General features: G+C 59.7%; 9 protein-coding genes. 3 read left to right on the plus strand and 6 right to left on the minus strand.

Translation table 11 applies throughout. The features are described from left to right. The first annotated feature begins 4 nt into the window (after positions 1-4). From ACO08A_RS06530 to ACO08A_RS06540, 3 genes are read left to right on the plus strand one after another with little or no spacing between them, the layout of a single operon-like run. Positions 5-1648 (plus strand): c-type cytochrome, encoded by a 1644-nt coding sequence (locus tag ACO08A_RS06530; protein ID WP_422040363.1) that lies wholly within the window; start codon positions 5-7, stop codon positions 1646-1648. An 8-nt stretch (positions 1649-1656) separates the two neighbouring features. Further along, positions 1657-2262, plus strand: a complete 606-nt coding sequence (locus ACO08A_RS06535; RefSeq protein WP_422040364.1) for a hypothetical protein — start codon at positions 1657-1659, stop codon at positions 2260-2262. After that, positions 2246-3628: a hypothetical protein gene (locus tag ACO08A_RS06540; protein ID WP_422040365.1), complete on the plus strand. Its 1383-nt coding sequence runs from the start codon at positions 2246-2248 to the stop codon at positions 3626-3628. Before ACO08A_RS06535 ends, ACO08A_RS06540 begins: the two co-directional genes overlap by 17 nt. 35 nt (positions 3629-3663) lie before the next feature. On the opposite strand, the gene ACO08A_RS06545 is transcribed toward ACO08A_RS06540, so the two are convergent. From ACO08A_RS06545 to ACO08A_RS06570, 6 genes are all read right to left on the minus strand, one after another. After that, on the minus strand, positions 3664-3831 hold the full coding sequence (locus tag ACO08A_RS06545) for a hypothetical protein (RefSeq protein ID WP_422040366.1): 168 nt from the start codon (positions 3829-3831) through the stop codon (positions 3664-3666). Between the two features lie 259 nt (positions 3832-4090). Beyond that, positions 4091-8641 (minus strand): M10 family metallopeptidase C-terminal domain-containing protein, encoded by a 4551-nt coding sequence (locus tag ACO08A_RS06550; RefSeq protein ID WP_422040367.1) that lies wholly within the window; start codon positions 8639-8641, stop codon positions 4091-4093. A gap of 444 nt (positions 8642-9085) precedes the next feature. Further along, the gene (locus ACO08A_RS06555; RefSeq protein ID WP_422040368.1) at positions 9086-14851 is read right to left on the minus strand and encodes a M10 family metallopeptidase C-terminal domain-containing protein; all 5766 of its coding nucleotides are present in this window, start codon (positions 14849-14851) and stop codon (positions 9086-9088) included. A gap of 2085 nt (positions 14852-16936) precedes the next feature. Next, positions 16937-21466: a M10 family metallopeptidase C-terminal domain-containing protein gene (locus ACO08A_RS06560; protein ID WP_422040369.1), complete on the minus strand. Its 4530-nt coding sequence runs from the start codon at positions 21464-21466 to the stop codon at positions 16937-16939. A 488-nt stretch (positions 21467-21954) separates the two neighbouring features. Then, positions 21955-22788 (minus strand): hypothetical protein, encoded by an 834-nt coding sequence (locus ACO08A_RS06565; protein ID WP_422040370.1) that lies wholly within the window; start codon positions 22786-22788, stop codon positions 21955-21957. 2 nt (positions 22789-22790) lie between these two features. Beyond that, positions 22791-24158: a DNA methyltransferase gene (locus ACO08A_RS06570; RefSeq protein ID WP_422040371.1), complete on the minus strand. Its 1368-nt coding sequence runs from the start codon at positions 24156-24158 to the stop codon at positions 22791-22793. Between the last annotated feature and the right edge of the window lie 25 nt (positions 24159-24183).

Genomic DNA, 24183 nt, shown 5'->3' on the forward strand with positions numbered 1-24183 from the left:
GCTCATGCCCGTCTCCGTTCCACGTCTGAACTATGTGTGGCGCGTCGCCCTCTGGGTTCTGAACGCCGTCGTGCTGGTTGCAGTTGTTGCCACCGGCTATTTGGTCTATGTCGAAAGCACATGGGCCAAGCCGAACTTGCGTGCCGCGCCCGAAGCCTTCCGGCACGGCACGATCGGGACTGAGGTCATGCCGTTGCCGGTCGCCCTTGTCTTGCCGGACCTGTTTCCGCACCACTTCCAGCCCGCCGGCCCGGAAGCGGGCAGCTGGGTGGACCAGTTCGGTTTCCTCGACGATCCCGACAACCCGAATGGCCTGCCGGTCGGCTTCACGAAGACAAACTACCGGCCCTTGACGGCAGCGCCCTCGCCTGTGCCCTTCGTCGCGCTCACCTGCGCCCTCTGCCACACCACGGAATTCGGAACCTCGGATGATGCCGAGCCGGTGCGCCTGCTTGGCCCAGGCAGCGTTTCGATCAACCTGTTTGCGTGGCTGGACGCCTTTCAATCGTCGCTCCTGGAACGCATGCCTGCACCGGCGGGCGAACCGGCAGAGACCGCTCCCTACCGCCTGACGGTGCCGGCCATCATGGCGGCCTACGAGGACAAGACGGGCGAGACGCTCTCGCTGCCCGAACGCATCATGACCGGGCTCTGGCTCCGGCAGATCAGACACCGCCTCGAAGACGGCATTGCCCGTTTCGACGAACCCTACGGCCATGGCCGCTCGCGCGACGAGGATGTCACGCCGACCGGGCCAACGCGCACGCTGGCGTTCCGCACGCTTCTGCGCAACGTGATGCACTATCCGGCCAACAATCTGCCGATCCATTCCAAGATCGCCACGATCTACAATCAGGGTTGGCGTGAGCGGGCGCAGTTCGACGGCTCGGTCGCCGATGTCAATGCCCGCAGTTCCCTGGCCGCAGTTGCGGCCGGCGCGACGGAGGTCAACCTTGCGCATCCCGAGATCGTCCACAATATCCGCGAGGCGATCGCCTATACAGTCGACCTGAAGCCTCCGGCTTTCGAAGACGTCTTCCCGGCCGCGGCCCCGGCGGATCCGGCTGCCGTTCAAAGAGGCCGGGAGGTCTACCGGAGCTATTGCCTGTCCTGTCACGGAGACAAGGCCGCAGACGGCTGGGAACCGGGTCCACGGACACACGAGGTCATCCCCCTGAGCGAAATCGGCACCGATCCGGAGCGGGTGATGTTCCGGCACTACGGCGAGATGCCGGATGCACTGCATGCCTATTTTCCCAAGGAACATCCGTTCGCATTCGACCGGGGCGATGTCTTTCCGCAGCCGGAAGACGCCGGCAACCTTGCCATTCGCGGCTATGTCGCAGGGCCCGTCGACGGCGCGTTCCTCAGAGCGCCCTACCTGCACAATGCAAGCGTGCTGACGCTGGCCGAGCTGATCAACCTGGAGCCGAGGCGGCCGGAATTCTACCGGGGCCGGAACACCTACGACACCGAGCGCGCCGGGTTTCACAGCCCTTCGGCGCGGGACGATAAACGGTATTTCCGGTTCGACACGACCGCACCGGGCAACTCCAACTCCGGGCACGACTATCCCTGGGCGATCGACGATCCACGGCGCGATCCCGCCGCCCTTTCAGACCTGCTCGCCTACCTGAAAACGCTGTGAGGTTCGACATGCCCCATGACAGACCGAGCGCGCTCACTCTCTCCCAGGTCACGCTGGTCAACGTGTCTGCGGGACTCCTCATCATCTGGTGCATGATCGCACCCGAACTCGGTGGAGACCTGGAGCTCGGGCGCACCAAGCTGACCATCTGGGCGACGACGTTTCTGCTCCTGCCTGCCCTGGCCTTCTGGCTCTTCCGAACCTCCAGCCAGGTGGCCAGCAATCTGGCCTATCTGTTCTGGACCGGCGCCTGGGTGCTGTTCGTGCTCCACGCCTACTGGGCCGTCTTCATCATCTTCGACGGTGTCGCGGACACGTTCGTGCAACAGGGCACGGTGATTGCCGGCGGCAACTTCCTCCTGCTGGGCCTGTGGACGCTGGATGTCCTGATGATCTGGCTGCTGCCGGCGCGCATGCAATCCTTCTGGTTTCAACTGATCGTCCGGCTGATCGCCTTCCTTATCTTCGCGGGAACACTCGTCGTTCTTAGGGGCGGCGCGATTCAGGTCCTGGGTTTCGTATTCACCGGCACTCTCATCGTCGCCGCGCTGGTACGCGCGATCGTTCAGGTGCCCGCGCAAAAAGTGGAGGCTCAACATGGACAAGCAGGTTAACACGCACAAGGGCCTCAACGATCTTCTCGCGCGGCCGCTTCTGGAAACGATGTGGCGGCGCCGGACGCACCGGGTGCCGCGCGGCGTGGAGGAAGTCGCCGCCGGCTCCATGACCTACAAGTCGGAGCAGGAACCGAAGCCGCTGTCTGATCTAGAGGAAGCCGTCCTGATCGCCACGACCGGGGCGACGGGCCTGACCATGCCGGACAGGCCGTTCCAGGATCCGGAAACCGGACGCCTCGTGATGGCAAAACCCAATCTGACGATGACGGGACGGACGGCGGGAAGCCCGGACAACGCACAAGGCACCCACTTCTTCCTGATCAACGACAGCGGCACCTATTTCCTGCGCCAGCTGCCGCCGAGCGGCGAGCCCTTCTCGCCGGAGACGCTGATCGCGCGCGCGGCGGAGGCAAAGGTCCAGCTTCTGGACAGGCGCCTTGACGTGAACCAGGGCGGGCGGAACTTCCCCGCCTATCTCGACAGCAACCGCCTCCTTTCCAACCTGCCAGGGACGACGATCCTGGTCCCGGTGGTCGACCTTTCGCACCAGTATATCAACGGGCTGATGTATCTCCTGACGCAGCCTGACGGGTCACGGCCGGCACTTGTCGACGACAGAAACTTCTATTTCTCCGCCGGCGTGAAAGAGTGGGTGCGCAAAAAATTCCTGAATGACGACATCAAGGTGCCGCTCGGCATCATCGGGTCTCTCAGAACGCAACTGGAAGCTCCGCTGCTGCTGCAGAACCTCTTTCTTGTCGCCGAGGCGATGGGTCTCGGCGCCTGGATCCACGCCACGATCAGCCCGCCGGTGCTGACCGGCGATCCGAAATTCAGCGACCGCTACGGGCCGATGCTGGGTTTTGAACATGCCGTGCCGAAATGGCGGCTCATGGACATCCTGCGCTGGCACGTGCCCCTGCCGCGCTTCACCAACCTGCGGTCTCACCCCATTGCCCTGCGCCACGAGGGCGAAGACCTGATCGTTGCGAAGTGTCCGCCCAACTTCGCGACCATGAGCGACGCGGTCGATGCGGTTCTGGAAAAGAAATTCGGCAGCGGCGGTGTCTACCAGGACCGAGAAACGTTCAAGAAGATCTACAAGGACGACTACGGCGAGCGCTATCTGTCGGAAGCGGCGGAGTACAATCAGGACGTCATCAACTGCGCCCGCGATGTCTGCAATTACATCTACGACACACACGGCCGCTTTCCGGCCCATTGCGAGGCCATCCACGTTCCCGGCGTGTGGCTACAGGTCCATCATGTCGAGATCCCGTATTACGAGAAGTTCTTCAAGGACGGCCTGACGGAGTGTCATCGCAACCACGATGACCTTTGGGATGGTGACGGCGGAAGCTGATCTCTAAAGCGGCAACAGCCTGCAGCATGCTCGGTTCAGGAGCCTGTTTCGGCCGAGTCCGCGTAGGACGCCTCCTCCGCCGGGCTGTCGGCTCTCCAGTCCGGATCAAAATAAAAGCTGCTGGCAACAACGAGGACAACCGCGAGCCCGACGCATCCGAACGCGAGCAAGACCGCCCCTTTTTCAAAATTCCTGTTCTCCATGGATCCCCCAATTGGCCAAGAGAGACAACAGGATTGGGTCGCCACGGATTGAGGCTTACTTAACGGCAGTGGTTAACTTGGCATTTTACGACAGCGTGCCCGGAGAATGCCAAGCAAAAGTCTTCGATGGCATGTTCCGGTGGCGATTCAATCAGGCGATCCGGAAGCGTTTCCGGCAACAGGCGCGGCACGTGCGCACCTGAAATCGAAAATCAGTATCCCCTTGAAACGCAATCACTATGTCTTTCCAAGGTCCCGGCTAAATGAACTGGAAATCATCCTGATGCAAATCGGTAACAAGCACGTCCTCAAGGACGATCGAGGTCTCCGCATCAATCGCTATGACAGTGTCCGTCCCGTCGTCGGTGGCCGCGGCCAGGACGCTTTGAAAATCCGAGAACAGGAAGCTGTCAATCGCGATGACATCATCTGAGCCCACGCCAGCGTCAAAGTCCGTGATGATGTCATGTCCGCTGTCACCGCCGGTGAAGACGAACGTGTCGCTGCCAAGGCCACCGGTGAGCGTGTCCGCACCCAGCCCTCCGGTCAGGACGTTGGCTCCGGAATTGCCGGTGAGAATGTTGTCCAACTCGTTGCCGGTGCCGTCGATGTCGTCCGTGCCGGTCAGCGTCAGGTTCTCGACACCCGAGGTCAGCGCGTAGCTGATTGAGGACCGGACAAGGTCGGTACCGGCATCGCCGGACGGAAGATCCGCAGAGACGACATCCGTCCGGGTCGTGTAGCCGCCGCCGATACGGGTCGTGCCGTCGAAGTGGTGCGCGTAGTAGGTGGACGTGCCCTCCTTGTTGTAGAGAACGTCCATCCGGCCGTCCCCGTTTGCATCCACCAGACCCACCACAGGCCAGGCCGCGTTGAAGGGAAGGTCCACCGTGGAGGCAACCTGCCAGTTCTCGTCCAGCAGCCAGAACTGAACCTGGCTCCCGTCGGTCATCAGCAGATCCGGCTGGCCGTCGCCGTCGATGTCGTGCACGCCTTTCACTTCCCAGCCGGCCGGAACGGTAAAGGCCGCCCCGCCTTCCTCCACGACAACATCGCCCACGTTGTCGACCACATAGGTGTCGTCACCCTCGCCGCCCTCCATCGTGTCCGCGCCGGTGCCGCCGTCGAGATAATCATTGCCACCGTAGCCGCGCAGGATGTCGTTGCCGCCAAGGCCCGACAGCGTGTCGTTGACAAGACCGCCCTCCAGCGTGTTCGCAGTATCGTCCCCCGTCAGGGTGAGCGGCACCACCAGGGAACCGTCGGCAAAGTCGGTCTCGGAGAGGGTGATGTTGCCGGTGAGGTCAATGGCAAAGTCGGCGACGCCATCGCCATCGGTATCGCCTTCGATCGTGGTGACGTTGCGCCCGGCATCGTAACTGTAGCGCAGTGCTCCGGTAGCACCGTCGAAGTCTGCGGTGCCGAGGAAACGGAACGCCTGGGTACCGGCAGTGCCTTCATCGGCATCGATCGCGGACAGGTCCAGAAGATCGGTTCCGGCCACGAAGTCGGTGATCAGGTCCCGGTCATCGGCAGCAGGCCCGCTGTCACCGCCGGTGAAGACAAACGTGTCGCTGCCAAGGCCACCGGTGAGCGTGTCCGCACCCAGCCCTCCGGTCAGGACGTTGGCTCCGGAATTGCCGGTGAGAATGTTGTCCAACTCGTTGCCGGTGCCGTCGATGTCGTCCGTGCCGGTCAGCGTCAGGTTCTCGACACCCGAGGTCAGCGCGTAGCTGATTGAGGACCGGACAAGGTCGGTACCGGCATCGCCGGACGGAAGATCCGCAGAGACGACATCCGTCCGGGTCGTGTAGCCGCCGCCGATACGGGTCGTGCCGTCGAAGTGGTGCGCGTAGTAGGTGGACGTGCCCTCCTTGTTGTAGAGAACGTCCATCCGGCCGTCCCCGTTTGCATCCACCAGACCCACCACAGGCCAGGCCGCGTTGAAGGGAAGGTCCACCGTGGAGGCAACCTGCCAGTTCTCGTCCAGCAGCCAGAACTGAACCTGGCTCCCGTCGGTCATCAGCAGATCCGGCTGGCCGTCGCCGTCGATGTCGTGCACGCCTTTCACTTCCCAGCCGGCCGGAACGGTAAAGGCCGCCCCGCCTTCCTCCACGACAACATCGCCCACGTTGTCGACCACATAGGTGTCGTCACCCTCGCCGCCCTCCATCGTGTCCGCGCCGGTGCCGCCGTCGAGATAATCATTGCCACCGTAGCCGCGCAGGATGTCGTTGCCGCCAAGGCCCGACAGCGTGTCGTTGACAAGACCGCCCTCCAGCGTGTTCGCAGTATCGTCCCCCGTCAGGGTGAGCGGCACCACCAGGGAACCGTCGGCAAAGTCGGTCTCGGAGAGGGTGATGTTGCCGGTGAGGTCAATGGCAAAGTCGGCGACGCCATCGCCATCGGTATCGCCTTCGATCGTGGTGACGTTGCGCCCGGCATCGTAACTGTAGCGCAGTGCTCCGGTAGCACCGTCGAAGTCTGCGGTGCCGAGGAAACGGAACGCCTGGGTACCGGCAGTGCCTTCATCGGCATCGATCGCGGACAGGTCCAGAAGATCGGTTCCGGCCACGAAGTCGGTGATCAGGTCCCGGTCATCGGCAGCAGGCCCGCTGTCACCGCCGGTGAAGACAAACGTGTCGCTGCCAAGGCCACCGGTGAGCGTGTCCGCACCCAGCCCTCCGGTCAGGACGTTGGCTCCGGAATTGCCGGTGAGAATGTTGTCCAACTCGTTGCCGGTGCCGTCGATGTCGTCCGTGCCGGTCAGCGTCAGGTTCTCGACACCCGAGGTCAGCGCGTAGCTGATTGAGGACCGGACAAGGTCGGTACCGGCATCGCCGGACGGAAGATCCGCAGAGACGACATCCGTCCGGGTCGTGTAGCCGCCGCCGATACGGGTCGTGCCGTCGAAGTGGTGCGCGTAGTAGGTGGACGTGCCCTCCTTGTTGTAGAGAACGTCCATCCGGCCGTCCCCGTTTGCATCCACCAGACCCACCACAGGCCAGGCCGCGTTGAAGGGAAGGTCCACCGTGGAGGCAACCTGCCAGTTCTCGTCCAGCAGCCAGAACTGAACCTGGCTCCCGTCGGTCATCAGCAGATCCGGCTGGCCGTCGCCGTCGATGTCGTGCACGCCTTTCACTTCCCAGCCGGCCGGAACGGTAAAGGCCGCCCCGCCTTCCTCCACGACAACATCGCCCACGTTGTCGACCACATAGGTGTCGTCACCCTCGCCGCCCTCCATCGTGTCCGCGCCGGTGCCGCCGTCGAGATAATCATTGCCACCGTAGCCGCGCAGGATGTCGTTGCCGCCAAGGCCCGACAGCGTGTCGTTGACAAGACCGCCCTCCAGCGTGTTCGCAGTATCGTCCCCCGTCAGGGTGAGCGGATCGGGCGACAAGATGCTGTCTTCCGTAAAATCGGTGTAGCTCAGATCGATGTCGCCAATGAGCGCGATGCCGAAGTCGGCCGAGCCGTCACCGTCGGTATCGCCCTCGACAACGGTGAGGTTTCTGATCGAGTCGTAGGAATAGCGAAGCGTCGCCAGGCCGTAAAAGTCGTCTTGTCCGATGAATGTGAACTTGTCGATGATGCCGAAAAGCCCATCTGCATCAATGCCGGAAAGATCGATGAGATCGAGCCCGGCGACGAAGTCGGTGATGATGTCCCAGGTGCTGAACGAATTGCCCGTATCGCCGTCTTCGAAGACGAAGGTGTCGCGGCCTTCGCCACCCTCCATGGTGTCGACTCCGGTACCGCCGATGAGGATGTCGTCACCTTCCCGGCCGACAAGGCTGTCGTTCCCGCCGAGCCCGCGCAGCTCGTTCGCAAGCTCGTTCCCGTAAATGATATCGTTGCCAGATCCGCCGATGGCATTTTCAATCCAGGTATCGAACGCAATCCCGATATTGAAGGTCATCGTGCTGCTTGTGCCGCCGGCTGACGAATAGGTTCCCGGTTCAAGGTCAATGATCGCCCGCAGCGAAAAGCCCGAGAGGTCAAGCGTATCGATGCCGCCAGCGTCATAAATCGTCAGAACCGGATATTGGTTCAAGGTGAAATCGAACAGGTCATTTCCGGCGTTGGAGTTGAAGCCGTAGACCGTATCACCAGTCCGGGTCGTGGTATCGGCTCCGTAGATGGACTGGATGGTCAGGACATCATGGACCATCGGTGTTTGCGCATACTGCCAGCCACCGCCACCGTCCCAGTCCGCACCCGTATACGTGGCGTCGAAATAAGACATGACCGACCACTGGTGGGTGTCCTGCGCATACTCGGCATGGGTCTCATAGGTGATATCTTCATCATCGCCCGCGTTGTAGGCACCGGGATGACTGAGGCCGAGCGCGTGACCGATCTCATGCGCGATGGTCAGCCAATAGTAGTCACCCGGATCGGGGTAATAGAGCCCATTGTAAGTCTCCGCGTTCAGCCAGACTTCTCCGCCATAAGGGATCGTGTCGTGCGGATAATAGGCATGGGCGTAGTCAATTTCCGTGGTGGTGTTGCCGAACTTGATTTGGGAGTATTGCTGGTTGACCGTTTCCTCGACCAGGGCCGGGGCAATCAGGTCATCCCAAAGGTCAACGATCAAACGCGTGGCGGCTTGCTGGTAAGCCGTGAACTGCGAAAAACCCTCCGCTTCAAAGCCGATATCCCAGACGGGTGCAAATTGCAGGAACCCGTATGTGATGACATTCGTGTTCCACCGATAGCCGGAGTCGATCTGGTCAATGACCTGATCCTCGTCAAAGACCGGGTGGTTGGCCTGCGCAGCGGTGTTGTCGGGATCCACCGCCTCAGCCACGAATTCCCCGGTGCAAACAGGGCAGGCGCAAAATCCGAAGTCGCTGTGTCGAATGTCCATCTACTCGCCAGTGTCCATGCATGCGCCGTTGCTTGAACGGCAAATCGAACCTGGCTTTGTCTGACACAACCCATAGGGCTGTGTTATGCCGGTAGCGCAATAACTGATTGCATCGGCACGGCGCACTTGGCGCTTGTAGGTTGCAGGCAGGTGACGGAGAGAGAAGGCTTTGCACTTGACAGCAACTGCTCAGGCTCCGGAGCGCACGCACCAGATGCCGGGGCAGATTACTACCGTCGGTCTTCCGCCGAACGCGGCATCATTTCAGTGGTCTGGGTATCGCAACAATCCTGGCAATGCCGTTATCGGGAAGCTCTTACAAACGCCTCCGCTTCCACTCTGGCGGCTCCGGAACGCGGTCACACACGCCCCGCAAACAGACAGCTAAACGAACTGGAAATCATCACTATGGAGGTCTGCGACAAGAATTCCCTGAAGCAGTATCGAGGTGTCTGCATCAATCGTAATCGTGGTGTCCGCGCCGTCATCGGCCGCGGCAGCCAGCACGCTCGCAAAGTCTGCGAACACCGAGCTGCCGAACTCGATCACATCTTCGGACAGGGCTCCTGCCGCAAAGTCCGCAACGGTGTCGTGCCCGCCGTCGCTGGTGGTGAAGACAAACGTATCGCTGCCGTCGCCGCCGGTCAGGACATTGTAACCGGAATTGCCGGTGACAATGTTGTCCAACTCGTTGCCGGTGCCGTCGATGTCGTCCGTGCCAGTCAGCGTCAGATTTTCAACGCCCGAGGTCAGCGTGTAGCTGATCGAGGCCTGCACGAGATCCGTTCCGGCGTTGCCCGAGGGCAGATCGGAAGAAAAAACCGTGGTGTCGTTGGTGTAGCCGCCGCCGATCCGCGCCGTGCCGTTGAAGTAATGCGCGTAGTAGGTCGAGGTGCCGGCCTTGTTGTAGAGCACGTCCATGTGGCCGTCGCCATTGGTGTCCACCAGTCCGACAACCGGCCATGCAGCGTTGTAAGGAAGGTTGACGGTGGACGAGACCGACCAATTCTCATCGAGCAGCCAGAACTGGACCTGCGTGCCGCTGGACATCAAGACATCCAGATTGCCGTCACCATTGACGTCGTGAACGCCCTTCAGCTCCCAGCCGGCGGGAACCGTGAACGAGACAGCTCCCTCTTCGGTGACAACATCACCGGCGTTGTCGACAACATAGGTGTCGTCGCCTTCGCCGCCTTCCAGCGTGTCCGCACCGGTGCCGCCGTCAAGCAGATCATTACCGGCAAAGCCGCGCAGGATGTCGTTGCCGCCGAGACCGGACAGCGTGTCGCCGAGTTGCCCGCCTTCCAGCGTATTGGCGGATCCGTCGCCCGTCAGGGTGATGGCCGCCAACAGCGAACCCGACGTGAAGTCCCCATCGGACAAGGTGACGTTGCCGCTGAGGTCGATGGCAAAGTCGGCCGTGCCATCCCCGTCCGTGTCGCCCTCAAGCGTGGTGACTCCGCGACCGGCATCATAGCTGTAGCGCAGCGCGCCCGCGTCCCCGTCGAGGGCAGCTGTGCCCAGGAAACGGAAGGCCTGATTGCCGGACGTGCCTTCGTCGGCATCGATTGCCGACAAATCCAGTTGGTCGGTCCCGGAGGCAAAATCCGTGATCAGGTCGCGGTCATCTATCGCAGGGCCGCTGTCACCTGCCGCAAACGCAAACGTATCGGCTGAACCGCCGCCGGTCAGGGTGTCGGCACCTGCCTCGCCGGAAAGCACGTTGCTCCCCGAATTGCCGATGACGATGTTGTCGAGGTCATTGCCTGTGCCGTCTATGTTGCCGGACCCGGTCAGGGTCAGGTTTTCAACGCCCGAGGTCAGGGTGTAGCTGATCCAGGCCTGCACAAGATCCGTGCCGGCATTGCCGGACGGCAGGTCGGAGGACGCAACGGCGGTGTTGTTGGTGAAGCCGCCACCGATCCGCGCCGTGCCATTGAAGTAATGCGCGTAGTAGGTCGAGGTGCCCGACTGGTTATAGAGCACGTCCATCTGGCCGTCGCCATTGGCGTCCACCAGTCCGACAACCGGCCAGGCGGCATTGAACGGCAGGTTGACCGTGGACGAGACCGTCCAGCTCTCATCCAGAAGCCAGAACTGCACCTGCGTTCCGCTGGACACCAGCACATCCAGATTGCCGTCGCCATTGACGTCATGAACGCCCTTCAGCTGCCAGCCGGCGGGAACCGTGAAGGAGACGGCGCCTTCCTCGGTGACGACGTCGCCCACGTTGTCGACCACATAAGTGTCGTCGCCCTCGCCGCCTTCCATCGTGTCCGCACCGGTGCCGCCGTCAAGCAGATCATTGCCGGCAAAGCCGCGCAGAGTGTCATTGCCGCCGAGACCGGACAGCGTGTCGTTGAGCTGATCTCCTTCGAGCGTGTTGGCGGTTCCGCCACCTGTCAGGGTGAGCGGAAGAAGAAGCGATTTGGTGACGAAGTCCGATTCTGAAAGGGTGATGTTGCCACTCAGATCGATGGCAAAGTCGGCCGTGCCGTCGCCATCGGTATCGCCTTCCAAAGTCGTGATATTGCGCACGGCATCATAGGCAAAGCGCAGGGCCCCGGCGTCCCCGTCCAGGGCAGCGGTTCCCAAAAAACGGAACGCCTGGTTGCCGGACGTCCCGTCTTCCGCGTCCATTGCCGTGAGGTCCAGAAGGTCGGTCCCGGAAACGAAATCGGTGATCAGGTCGCGATCATCGACGGCGGTGCCGCTGTCGCCGTCAGCGAAGGCGAACGTATCGGTAGAACCGCCGCCCGTCATTGTGTCGGCGCCTGCTTTACCGGAAAGTACGTTGGCACCGGAATTGCCGAGGAGGATATTGTCCAGCTCGTTGCCTGTGCCGTCGATGGCACTTGACCCGGTCAGGGTCAGGTTCTCCACGCCCGAGGTCAGCGTGTAACTGATCGACGCCTGCACGAGATCCGTACCCGCATTGCCCGGCGGCAGCGCGGCAGCGAGAACCGATGTGTTGGTCGTGAAGCCGCCGCCGATCCGCGCCGTGCCGTTGAAGTAGTGCGCGTAGTAGCTGGAGGTGCCCGCCTTGTTATAAAGGACGTCCATCTGACCGTCGCCGTTCGCGTCGATCAGCCCGACAACCGGCCAGGCGGCGGCGTAAGGTGCATCGACAGTCGAGGAGACCGACCAGGTCTCATCGAGCAGCCAGAACTGGACCTTAGTGCCGCTGGACATCAAGACATCCAGATTGCCGTCACCGTTGACGTCATGAACGCCTTTCAGCTGCCAGCCGGCAGGAACCGTGAAGGCGACGGCGCCTTCCTCGGTGACGACGTCGCCAGCATTGTCGACCACATAGGTGTCGTCGCCCTCGCCGCCTTCCATCGTGTCCGCGCCGGTGCCACCGTCAAGCAGATCATTGCCGGCGAAGCCCCGCAGGATGTCATTGCCGCCAAGACCGGACAGCGTGTCGTTCAGCCGCTCGCCCTCAAGCGTGTTGGCGAAGCCATCGCCCGTCAGGGTGAGTGGCTTCAGCAGCGATCCTGACGTGAAGTCCGTATCTGAAAGCGTGACGTTGCCGCTGAAGTCTATGGCGAAGTCGGCACTGCCATCGCCATCCGTGTCGCCTTCGAGCGTGGTGACATTGCGCCCTGCATCATAGCTATAGCGCAGAGCCCCTTCGCCTCCATCGAACGCTCCGGTTCCAAGGAAGCTGAAGGCCTGGTTGCCGGACGTCCCGTCTTCCGCGTCCATTGCCGTGAGGTCCAGAAGGTCGGTTCCGGAAACGAAATCGGTGATCAGGTCGCGGTCATCGATGGCCGTGCCGCTGTCGCCGTCTGCGAACGCGAACGTGTCAGCAGAACCGCCGCCCGTCAGCGAGTCGGCGCCCGCTTTACCGGAAAGTACGTTGGCACCGGAATTGCCGAGGAGGATATTGTCCAGCTCGTTGCCTGTGCCGTCGATGGCACTTGACCCGGTCAGGGTCAGGTTCTCCACGCCCGAGGTCAGCGTGTAACTGATCGACGACTGCACGAGATCCGTACCCGCATTGCCCGGCGGCAGCGCGGCAGCGAGAACCGATGTGTTGGTCGTGAAGCCGCCGCCGATCCGGGTCGTGCCGTTGAAGTAATGCGCGTAGAAGCTGGACGTGCCGGCCTTGTTATAGAGGACGTCCATCTGGCCGTCGCCATTGGCGTCGATCAGCCCGACAACCGGCCATGCGGCATCGAAAGGAGCATCAACCATCGAGGAGACCGACCAACTCTCATCCAGCAGCCAGAACTGCACCTTCGTGCCGCTGGACATCAGCACATCCAGATTGCCGTCACCGTTGAAATCGTGAACACCCAACTGGGTCCAGCCGGACGGAGCCGTGAAGGACGCGCCACCTTCCTCGGTGACAACGTCGCCAACGTTGTCGACAACATAGGTGTCGTCGCCCTCGCCGCCTTCCATCGTGTCCGCGCCGGTGCCGCCGTCAAGCAGGTCATCACCGGCAAAGCCGCGCAGTGTGTCGTTGCCGCCGAGGCCGGATAGGGTGTCGCCGGCGAAGCCGCCTTCCAGCGTGTTCGCAAGCCCGTCCCCCGACAATGAAACCGGAAGCCCGCTCCTGGCACTGTCCGGCGCAAAGTCGCCGAGGCCAAGGGCAATGTTGCCGGTCAGGTCAATGGCAAAATCGGCAGCACCGTCGCCGTCGGTATCGCCTTCAAGCGTCGTGACATCGCGGCCCGCATCATAGCCATGGCGCAGAGCACCAGCCGCCCCGTCAAAGGCATCGGTCCCCAGGAAGCGGAATTCCTGATTGCCGCCGGTCTGCGTGTCGGCGTCCATTTCCGACAGGTCCAACAGGTCGGTTCCCGCCACGAAATCGGTGACGAGGTCCCGGTCGGCAACGGGTGCTCCGCTGTCACCGTCCGCAAATGCAAACGTGTCGCCGGCTGCACCGCCTGTCAGCGTATCCGCGCCTGCTCCGCCCGTGAGCACGTTCGCCGCCGCGTTGCCGATGATCGTATCGTCTCCACTGCCGCCAATCGCGTTCTCGATGACGGTGCCGCGCGCAATGATAAAGTTGCCGGTGAGGCCACCTAAATCCGAGGGTGTCTCCTCACGAAGATCCAAGGTCTGATCGGAGAAGAAGCCACTGAAGTCCAGCGTGTCGATGCCCGAGTTGTCGACGATGGTCCCCGCTATCGGGTTGGACGAATTCACGAAACTGTCGAGATAACCGCCGGCCGTCGAATTGAAGCCGTAGGTCGTGTTTCCCAGATGGATATCTGTCGCCGTGCCATACAGCTGTTGTATGGCAAGAATATCGGCAACCATCGGGGTCAGCAGGAAAGCGAAACTGGCGTCGATGAACGTGTTTTCGACTTGGTCGAAATACGACATGATCGATGCCTGCCACGAGTCGCTGGCAAAAATATTGTCAACGCCATACGTGGCGACAATATCGTACGGCCCCGGATGCCCGAGACCGAGTGCATGGCCGATTTCGTGTATGTAGGTCTGGAAGGAATAGCTGTCGAGCGACGTTCCGTAGGTGGCCAGCCAGTTTGTCGAGATGTTGATGTTCGCGAAGTCGATCGTCGATCCCGTGTAGTAGAACTCGGCATGCGCGCCGCTTTCGTTGTCGTCGAACGTGATCTGGGCGTTGTTCGAGACGAAGCTGAAATCGATTCCACTGACAATGGTCCAGGCTTCGAGCGCAGTAGTGGCCAGATATTTGCCAGCTGCGGTCAAGCCGGTGATGTCGACCGTCAGAAACCCACCGGGGGTCACATTGAACGCGTATTGCGCTCCCCAGTATCCCGAAACCAGATAGTCCGCAATCAGGTCGTAAGTGCTTGCGAACGGCGACGCCTCCGTTACCTTTAACTGGTAGTCAAAAGAACCATCGACCTGCGACCCACCGACATCGACATAGACTTCAACGGCTTCTGATGATTTGTTTTGATAAATCATACCGTTCTTGTCGTTCGAATAAGCGTATGCAGGTTTGATTACATCATGGTTCGCGTCGCGGAGAACTGTCTCCACTCTCTCTGTCGCCCCCACGACATCGGCATCCACCGTGATTTCGACAGCCTGGCCGGCTTCCACGATGACACGTATCCAGTCGCGGTCGCTGTCATCGGCGATCGTTCCCGCAAACGTCTCACCTTCGACAATTTGATAAGGCGTTTCGCTACTCACCTGTGCGTCCACCACTTCATCGAAAAGGTGATGAGAGGCTTCCTTGACAGCGACAGTGTATTTTGAAGGAAAGTAATTGTTTGGGTCTAGTCCTTCGAACGCTCTTGCCGACACATAATAATCGACAACTTCGTCTGAGTAGTTTCGAAAAACTGCTGTTTTACTATTCTCTCCTATTAAAAAATCTTCTGGAAGGGCATTCCCATCCTTGTCGTAAAGCCTGACACTTACGCTGTTAAGCTCGGATGCCACCTCCACTTCGACCGCAGTATTTGGATCAACGGAGATACGAATCCGATCAAAATCTGAGTAACCTAAAGACGTTCCAGTAAACATTTCCCCGGCAACGAGCGCATAAGGCGTCGACGAATCGTCGGGTGAATCCAGTCCCTCGACATAAATATTACGTGACACTTCCTCCACGACAATTGTGTAGTCTGCGGGATAAGACTGACCGGAACTTGGATAAAGGCGAGCCGAAACATATACATCAACAGCTTCATCCAAATAATTCCAAATAATAGTTTTTGCGCTGTCTGGCCCCAATACGTCCGGTCGTTTGAGTAAAGTCCCAGCTTCATCATAAAGCCTACTCCCAACCCCATAGGCATCGGATGAGACATCAATCTCGATCGTGGTATCGGGATCTATCGTGACGCGGATCCAATCGTCATCGAAGGTGCCGGAAGTTGTGCCTGTGAATGTGTCGCCGGCGACCAGCGTATAGGGCGTCGACACGTCTGCAGGCGCGTTCGGTCCCTCCTCGAACACGTAGTGCGGAACGTTTTGAACAGCTAACGTGTAATCGTATTTTTGAAGCGGATCAGAATCATCAAGTGGATTCACTCTTGCTGCCAAGAATAAATCAACCGGTTCATCCAAAAAATTCCGATATATTGTTGTTGTTACTCCGTTCTCAGGATCTCTCCTATCCGCTTCCTTCAGATATCTACCGTCCTGATCGTAAAGAATACTCCTAACGTAGTATAATTCTGTCGATAGTGCGATTTCTATTGTCGTGTCAGGATCAACCGTGACACGAACCCAGTCATAATCGGAGGAAATTGGAGACGTGCCTGCGAATGTGTCCCCTGCAACGAGCGCGTAGGGCGTTGAAACATTTGCCGGCGCGTCGACTGTTTCCACGTAGGCAGCGCCAATCGGCCCGCTTGACGAGGAGGCCTGGGCCGCAGTGGCTCTTCCCGAAATGCCATCAAACTGGATGGGCGCAAGCGGCTGCGAACCATCCGCTGCCGCCCGCATGTAGCCAAGATCCAGGGGAACCCCGGAAATGTTTCTGCTCGTCTTGTCCAACACACTCATGCTTCATTTTTTCGCGCAAGAATGCTTTGACCGAGCGCAACCCGCTTGAGAAATCCAGCGTTCCTCAATCCAGTTCTGTTACGGTTCGTCGGCAAAATTCTTGAACGGTTGCACTTTAAGGTAGTGATATCATTTAGCTCTTAGGTTGCAAAATCTGCCAAGGCAATGTCAAGAACAAATCGTTAAAATTGATTAACTTTCAAGAGGGCGACGCCTCTGGGTTGCGCCGCTCGCACACCTGGTAGCGAGCCGGGAACGATGGCGTTCACCAACCAGAGATCGTATCGGAATTGCGCGCTCCGAAGTCGCGGATACGGACCCATAAATGAAGCCGATTTGGCGGCAGAAATGGCAAAATCTCGCGAGGAAGCGTGCGCAGAGCGGGCTTTTTGCCCGGTCAAGCGCGGTGACGCTGCGAGGTGAAGCCATTTCTGCCGTCCTTCAGATTTGGCCGTTTTGGCCATCTGCTGCGTCGCGAAAGGCTGAAAATGAAACACATTTCCTGCGCTTTCGCTCCTCGCAGCTGGTCAAAACGATCCAAACCAAATTGACTTCATTTATGGGTCCGTACCCTAGGTGCGCAGAGGCAAATTGGCGGAAATCGGCGGCATTTCGGGGCAGCCGCGAGGCCTGAACCGGATTGCTGCCCACAGGCCGCTTAGCCGCGCCCGGGACCCGCGCATGTGACCGGAAATCGGCGGCAACCGCGTTTCCGGTCACGTGCGACACACAACAGCAATCGTGCTTTGGTGAAACGCGTTCTCACACGAACGCGAAATCATCCTGGTGGAGGTCGGCGACACCAACGCCCTGCAGCAGCACCGAGGTGTTTGCATCGATCGTGATCCGGGCGTCTGCACCCTCGTCGGCTGCCGCGGCGAGCACGGCTGCAAAATCCGAAAACACGGACGTTTCGAACTCGATGATGTCGTCAGTGAGCGCCCCGGCGGCAAAGTCCGTGATCGTGTCATGCCCCCTGTCGCCATTCGCGAACGCAAACGTGTCGCTGGCCCCGCCGCCCGTCAGCGTATCGTCGCCCGTGCCACCGGCGAGGACATTGGCGCCGGAATTACCGACGAGGATATTGTCCAGCTCGTTGCCGGTACCGTCGATGGCACCTGACCCGGTCAGGGTCAGGTTTTCAACGCCCGAGGTCAGCGTGTAGCTGATTGACGACTGCACAAGGTCCGTGCCGGCATTGCCGGACGGCAGGTCGGAGGACGCAACGGAGGTGTTGTTGGTGAAGCCGCCGCCGATCCGGGTCGTGCCGTTAAAATAATGCGCGTAATAGGTGGACGTGCCGACCTTGTTGTAGAGGACGTCCATCTGGCCGTCGCCATTGGCGTCCACCAGTCCGACAACCGGCCAGGCCGAATTGTAAGGCAGGTTGACCGTGGACGAGACCGACCAGCTCTCATCCAGAAGCCAGAACTGCACCTGCGTGCCGCTGGACATCAGAACATCCTGGTTGCCGTCGCCATTGACGTCGTGAACGCCCTTCAGCTCCCAGCCGGCGGGAACCGTGAAGGAAACGGCGCCTTCTTCTGTGACGACGTCGCCGATGTTGTCGACCACATAGGTATCGTCGCCTTCGCCGCCTTCCATCGTGTCGGCGCCGGTGCCGCCGTCCAGGACATCGTTGCCGGCAAAGCCGCGCAGAATGTCGTTGCCGCCAAGGCCGGACAATGTGTCACCGAGTTGCCCGCCTTCCAGCGTGTTGGCGGATCCGTCACCTGTCAGGGTGAGCGGGGTCAGCAGCGATCCAGACGTGAAGTCCCCATCGGAGAGCGTGACGTTGCCGCTGAGGTCGATGGCAAAGTCGGCACTGCCATCCCCGTCAGTGTCGCCTTCGAGCGTGGTGACATTGCGCCCGGCATCATAGCTGTAGCGCAGCGCCCCGGAGTCTCCGTCCAAAGCAGCCGTGCCCAAAAACCGGAACGCCTGACTGCCGGACGTGCCTTCGTCGGCATCGATTGCCGACAGATCCAGTTGGTCGGTCCCGGACGCGAAATCGGTGACCAGGTCGCGGTCGTCGATGGCCGTGCCGCTGTCGCCTGCCGCAAACGCAAACGTATCGGCAGAACCGCCGCCCGTCATTGTGTCGGCGCCCGCTTCACCGGAAAGCACGTTGGCACCGGAATTTCCGATGAGGATATTGTCCAGCTCGTTGCCTGTGCCGTCGATATTGCCGGACCCGGTCAGGGTCAGGTTCTCCACGCCCGAGGTCAGCGTGTAACTTATCGACGACTGCACGAGATCCGTACCGGCATTGCCCGACGGCAGGGCGGAAGAGAGAACCGTGGTGTCGTTGGTGTAGCCGCCACCGATCCGGGTCGTACCGTTGAAATAGTGCGCGTAATAGGTGGACGTGCCCGCCTTGTTGTAAAGGACATCCATCTGGCCGTCGCCGTTCGCGTCCACCAGCCCGACAACCGGCCAGGCGGCGTCGTAAGGTGCATCGACAGTCGAGGAGACCGACCAGCTCTCATCCAGCAGCCAGAACTGCACCTTCGTGCCACTAGACATCAAGACATCCAGATTGCCGTCGCCATTGACGTCGTGAATGCCCAACTGCGTCCAGCCGGACGGAGCCGTAAAGGAAATGGAGCCCTCTTCGGTGACAACATCGCCAATGTTGTCGACCACATAGGTGTCGTCGCCCTCGCCGCCTTCCATCGTGTCGGCGCCGGTGCCGCCGTCAAGCAGATCATTACCGGCAAAGCCGCGCAGAGTGTCATTGCCGCCGAGACCGGACAGCGTGTCGCCGAGTTGACCGCCTTCCAGCGTATTGGCGGATCCGTCGCCCGTCAGGGTGATGGCCGCCAACAGCGAACCCGACGTGAAGTCCCCATCGGACAAGGTGACGTTGCCGCTGAGGTCGATGGCAAAGTCGGCACTGCCGTCCCCGTCGGTGTCGCCTTCCAGCGTCGTGACTCCTCGACCGGCATCATAGCTATAGCGCAGCGCGCCCGCGTCCCCGTCGAGGGCAGCTGTGCCCAGGAAACGGAAGGCCTGATTGCCGGACGTGCCTTCGTCGGCATCGATTGCCGAAAGGTCCAGTTGGTCGGTCCCGGAGACAAAATCCGTGATCAGGTCCCGGTCATCTATCGCAGGGCCGCTGTCACCTGCCGCAAACGCAAACGTATCGGCTGAACCGCCGCCGGTCAGGGTGTCGGCACCTGCCTCGCCGGAAAGCACGTTGCTCCCCGAATTGCCGATGACGATGTTGTCGAGGTCATTGCCTGTGCCGTCTATGTTGCCGGACCCGGTCAGGGTCAGGTTTTCAACGCCCGAGGTCAGGGTGTAGCTGATCGAGGCCTGCACAAGGTCCGTGCCGGCATTGCCGGACGGCAGGTCGGAGGACGCAACGGAGGTGTTGTTGGTGAAGCCGCCGCCGATCCGGGTCGTGCCGTTGAAGTAATGCGCGTAATAGGTGGACGTGCCGGCCTTGTTGTAGAGGACGTCCATCTGGCCGTCGCCATTGGCGTCCACCAGTCCGACAACCGGCCAGGCGGCATTGTAAGGCAGGTTGACCGTGGACGAGACCGACCAGGTCTCATCCAGAAGCCAGAGCTGCACCTGCGTGCCGCTGGACATCAGAACATCCTGGTTGCCGTCGCCATTGACGTCGTGAACGCCCTTCAGTTCCCAGCCGGCGGGAACCGTGAAGGAAACGGCGCCTTCTTCTGTGACGACGTCGCCGATGTTGTCGACCACATAAGTGTCGTCGCCTTCGCCGCCTTCCATCGTGTCCGCACCGGTGCCGCCGTCCAGGACATCGTCGCCGGCAAAACCGCGCAGGATGTCGTTGCCGCCGAGACCGGACAGCGTGTCACCGACAAGGCCGCCTTCCAGCGTATTGGCGGATCCGTCGCCCGTAAGCGAGAGCGGAACGCCGAGCGTGGCGCTGCCTGCCGTGAAATCGTCGATGGTCAGGGAAATATTGCCCCAGAGGGCAATGCCGAAGTCGGCGATGCCATCGCCGTCGGTATCGCCTTCGACCCGCGTGTGATTGTGGCTTGAATCATAGGCGTAACGCAGCGCGCCCACGCCGTAGAACGCGCTTTGCCCGATGAAGGTGAACTGGTCGACCGATCCTGAAATTCCGTCCGCGTCGATGGCGGACAGGTCGAGCAGATCGAGCCCGGCGACAAAGTCGGTGATCTGGTCCCAGGTGCTGAAGGAATTGCCCGTGTCGCCCTCTTCGAAGACGAACGTGTCACTGCCGGCGCCGCCGGTCAGCGTGTCCCTGCCGGCGCCGCCGTGAAGGACATCGTTGCCGTCCTTGCCGTCAAGGCTGTCATTGCCGCCAAGCCCCTGGAGATCGTTGGCAAGAACGTTGCCGGAAATGGTGTCGTTGCCGGACCCGCCAATGGCGTTTTCGATCCAGGTGCCGTTGGCGATGCCGATGTTGTAGGTCATCGTGCTGGACGTACCGCCGGCCGAAGAATAGGTCCCCGGTTCGAGATCGATGATTGCCCGCAGCGAGAAACCGGACAGATCGAGCGTGTCGGTTCCGCCGGCGTCGTAGATCGTCAGGACGGGCGCGCTGTTCTGGCTGAAATCGAAGAGATCATTGCCGGCGTTGGAATTGAAGCCGTAGACCGTGTCCCCGGACCGGGTCGTGGTATCCGCGCCGTATTTTGACTGAATGGTGAGGACATCGTGCACCATCGGCGTTTGCGCGTATTGCCAGCCGAACCCGCCGTTCCAGTCCGCGCCCGTGTTCGAGGCACTGAAATAGGACATGACCGACCACTGGTGGGTGTCCTGCGCATATTCGGCGTTGTTGGCGTAGGTCGGCGAGCCGCCATTATAGGAACCCGGATGACTGAGACCGACGGCATGGCCGATCTCGTGCATGATGGTCATCCAGTAATAATCCCCCGGGTCGGGGTAATAGAGCGCCGTGTAGGTCGCCGAATTCAGCCAGACTTCACCGGCCCATTGATAGTTGCCCGGGTAATAGGCGTGGGCGTAGGCGATGTTTGTCGTGGTGTTGCCGAAATTGATGGCGGCGTTCTGCTGATTGCTCGTCTGTTCGACAAAGGAGGGCGCGATCAGGTCATCCCAGAGGTCGACGATCAGCCGCGTGGAAGCTTGCTGGTAGGCGGTGAACTTCGAAAATCCGTTGCCCTCGTATCCGATACCCCAGGACGGGGAGGATTGCAGGAAACCATAGGTAATGGTGTTCGAATTCCACTCGCGGCCGGAATCGATCTGACCGACGACCTGGTTGTTGTCGTAGGTCGGGGCCTGCTGCGGCTGACGGACGGCGTTGTCGGCCTCCACCGCTTCTGCAACGAAATCACCGGTGCAGTTGGGGCAGCCACAAAGTCCAAAATCGCTGTGTCTAAGATCGATATATGTCAAACCGCTTCAACCAACTTTTCAATTCACCCGGACGGTCGAAAACGGACCGCCCACCCAAGCACGTCTTGCGGGAACCGTTTCCTCGCCGGTGCCGGCGAATCCGGGTGCCCGGGGCTTGCGTTACGGTAATTCAGCGGCAAAAAGTTAAGAAACCATAGGATCAATCGGCGAGTTTTTGGGGTTTCCGGGCATGATGCACCGTTTTTTGTTCACTTTTTCCGTGTTCCCCATTGCGCGCGGCGAACACCCGGACAACCTGTCCTGCAACCGCGACAGGCACTTACGGCAGCCGCTTGCCACCAAAGCTTAAGATCTGCGCACACACGCGATTTTGGTAAAGCCCGGATTTACCATTTTCAAACGATCCTCCCCGCTCCAGCCGAATGCGGATGACGCACCGGGCCGGCTCAAAGCCGTCCGCACACCGGTCGTGCACACGATGGTGCTCGTGGCGGACGTTTGGGGCGCCAGGCAAGCGTTTCGAAATTATCAACCGTCTGTAGGACGATCGGACCGCCTGGCGATTTGTCTGCATCTTCACCGTCTGGTTCTGTTGGCCCCTCCCTGTTGGTGTCCTCGTAGCTTTCAATGCCCTTTTTAATCGCCCCAAGGGTGTCAACAAGCGTCTGGGTTACCGGTACGGTCTCATCCCCGATCTGAATCGTCGGCTCGCCTTGTTCGAGCGCTTGAGCGGTTCGGTCCTGAAGTTCGTCCAGTTCTGGTTTTGAAAGCTTCTCAATCGTTTCTTTGACAGCGCTGGAGTACATCTCGGGAAGCCATGTCGTGCCAGACCCTTCCACGAGTTGCAGGTCTGGTTTTTCATAGCGCGCCAAACCGATCACGCGCTCGGAGAACTCCCGGGTTTCAATGAACAAAGGCTCAGCGACAAGGTCGATCGTTTCCTGCGCACTGGCATCACTAATGTCTTCAAGCTGGCCGCGCGCTTCCAGGTTCTCGGCAACGACCCTGGATATTTCTTCACGCGGGTTGTTGAGAAATTCTCTCTTCTCGTCTGCCGATGCCCGCTGTTTCTCTGCTACCAGTTCCAGAATGGGTTGCACACCGGCATCGACAACGAGGTATTTATTTCCAGAGAGCTTATAAGCTGGCAGAGCACCTCGCTTTGTCAGCCGTTGATTGAAGCCACTCAGCTCATGAAGATTGAGCAAGCTATCCCGCTCTGAGATATTGCCATCTCGAAGTGCGATGGGATCGAGATCCTTGCCCGTAAACGGAAACACCTCTAAACATGAAATCCGTGCTGCATGAGCATTGACATCAAATGGTCCACGAATCCGGTATCGCACCACTCGGATACCTGATGCGCGACGCCGCGTTTTCCCGAAAGAAGGAAAAGGGCAGTTCTTCCTGCCCGTGTGGCTGAATTGGTAGATGCTACTCTCCAAGCATCAGAGATAAACTGCAGAGCTCGGCGAGTGAACATCTGGTGGACTTTTTCGATACCAGACCCGGTCTTCACTTTCCTAGTTTGGCGGCCGTGGGGAAAGGTTGCATCCGGCACGCCATCTAACGGGTTGTTATCGAACGATGATGCAAGCTCTAAGTCATATTCTGTTGGCTCAAACCTTGTGTTTCGACCAGCGATTTTAGCCACGATTTCAACTGGTACTGCTTTAGCCTCCTTAAGGAAAGATCTTCCGTCAATATCGAGGGTCGATATCCAAACGCGCTCTAAATCCCCTTTCTTCAGAGCCTTTCCACAAGAAGGGCACAAGAACTCGTCAAGCATTTGTCCTGTCGCTCTATCGACGGATAAATCAAATAGGGGGTCTTCATGCTGACAGCTGGGGCAAGAAAACACCTCCGACCAAATTATGTAATCGATTGGTCGTTCTGTGTCGTTTTTTGGCCCGTTTGTGGTGTAAAAATCTCGGTGCGTAGTATCTGATCCCAGAAGTGAATCTAACAATGGGTTCGATTGATAGTCGATTGTCTTGAAATCGTTATAACGTGATGAAATAAAGGAGGCGAATGGAGAGAGGTCGTTAAGTATCGCGCGCCTTTCGCCCCACTTCGATACTGCTTTCCAAGCGTTTCGCCCGTTCTCTTGAATTTGTTCGAGTACGTTACCCTCGCTATCAACGCGAAATCCGAGTGACTCAATTGCTTTCTTGTTGCCGCAGAGCTGGGCGGCCACCCCTGTCATTCCGGTTCCGCAGAACCCGTCAAATACAACATCGCCAGGCTGAGTATAATGCAGAATGTAACGCATAATCGCCTTGTGCGGCACTTTGGTATGGTAGCTATGCGCATTATAGACGGGATCATTTTTGCCCTCGCTCACATCCGCAGCGAAGGGTTCCTTGCTGTACAGAACCTCTGGTACGTAAGGCTTTCCGTAGTATTGGACGAAATCTTCGATGAAAGGATTGGGGCAAGCAGTGTAGTAGGGCGGATCGGATAGCGCCAGGATGTCTTCATCAGAACCAACTGGAAAGCCCTCAATGTTTCGGAAGTCAGGATCCTTGAGCTTTTCTGCAAGCAGCTTCAGAAAGTGCTCTCGCCTCGCCCTTTCATTGGGGAACATCATGCCGAAGCATTCCACTGGAGAGACGCTCTTGCCGGCCTCGAAGTTCAGTTGATCGTTCATCAGTTCGTCTCACTTCAACACAGGA

This window comes from Roseibium sp. (assembly GCF_965232425.1).
Taxonomy (GTDB): Bacteria; Pseudomonadota; Alphaproteobacteria; order Rhizobiales; family Stappiaceae; genus Roseibium.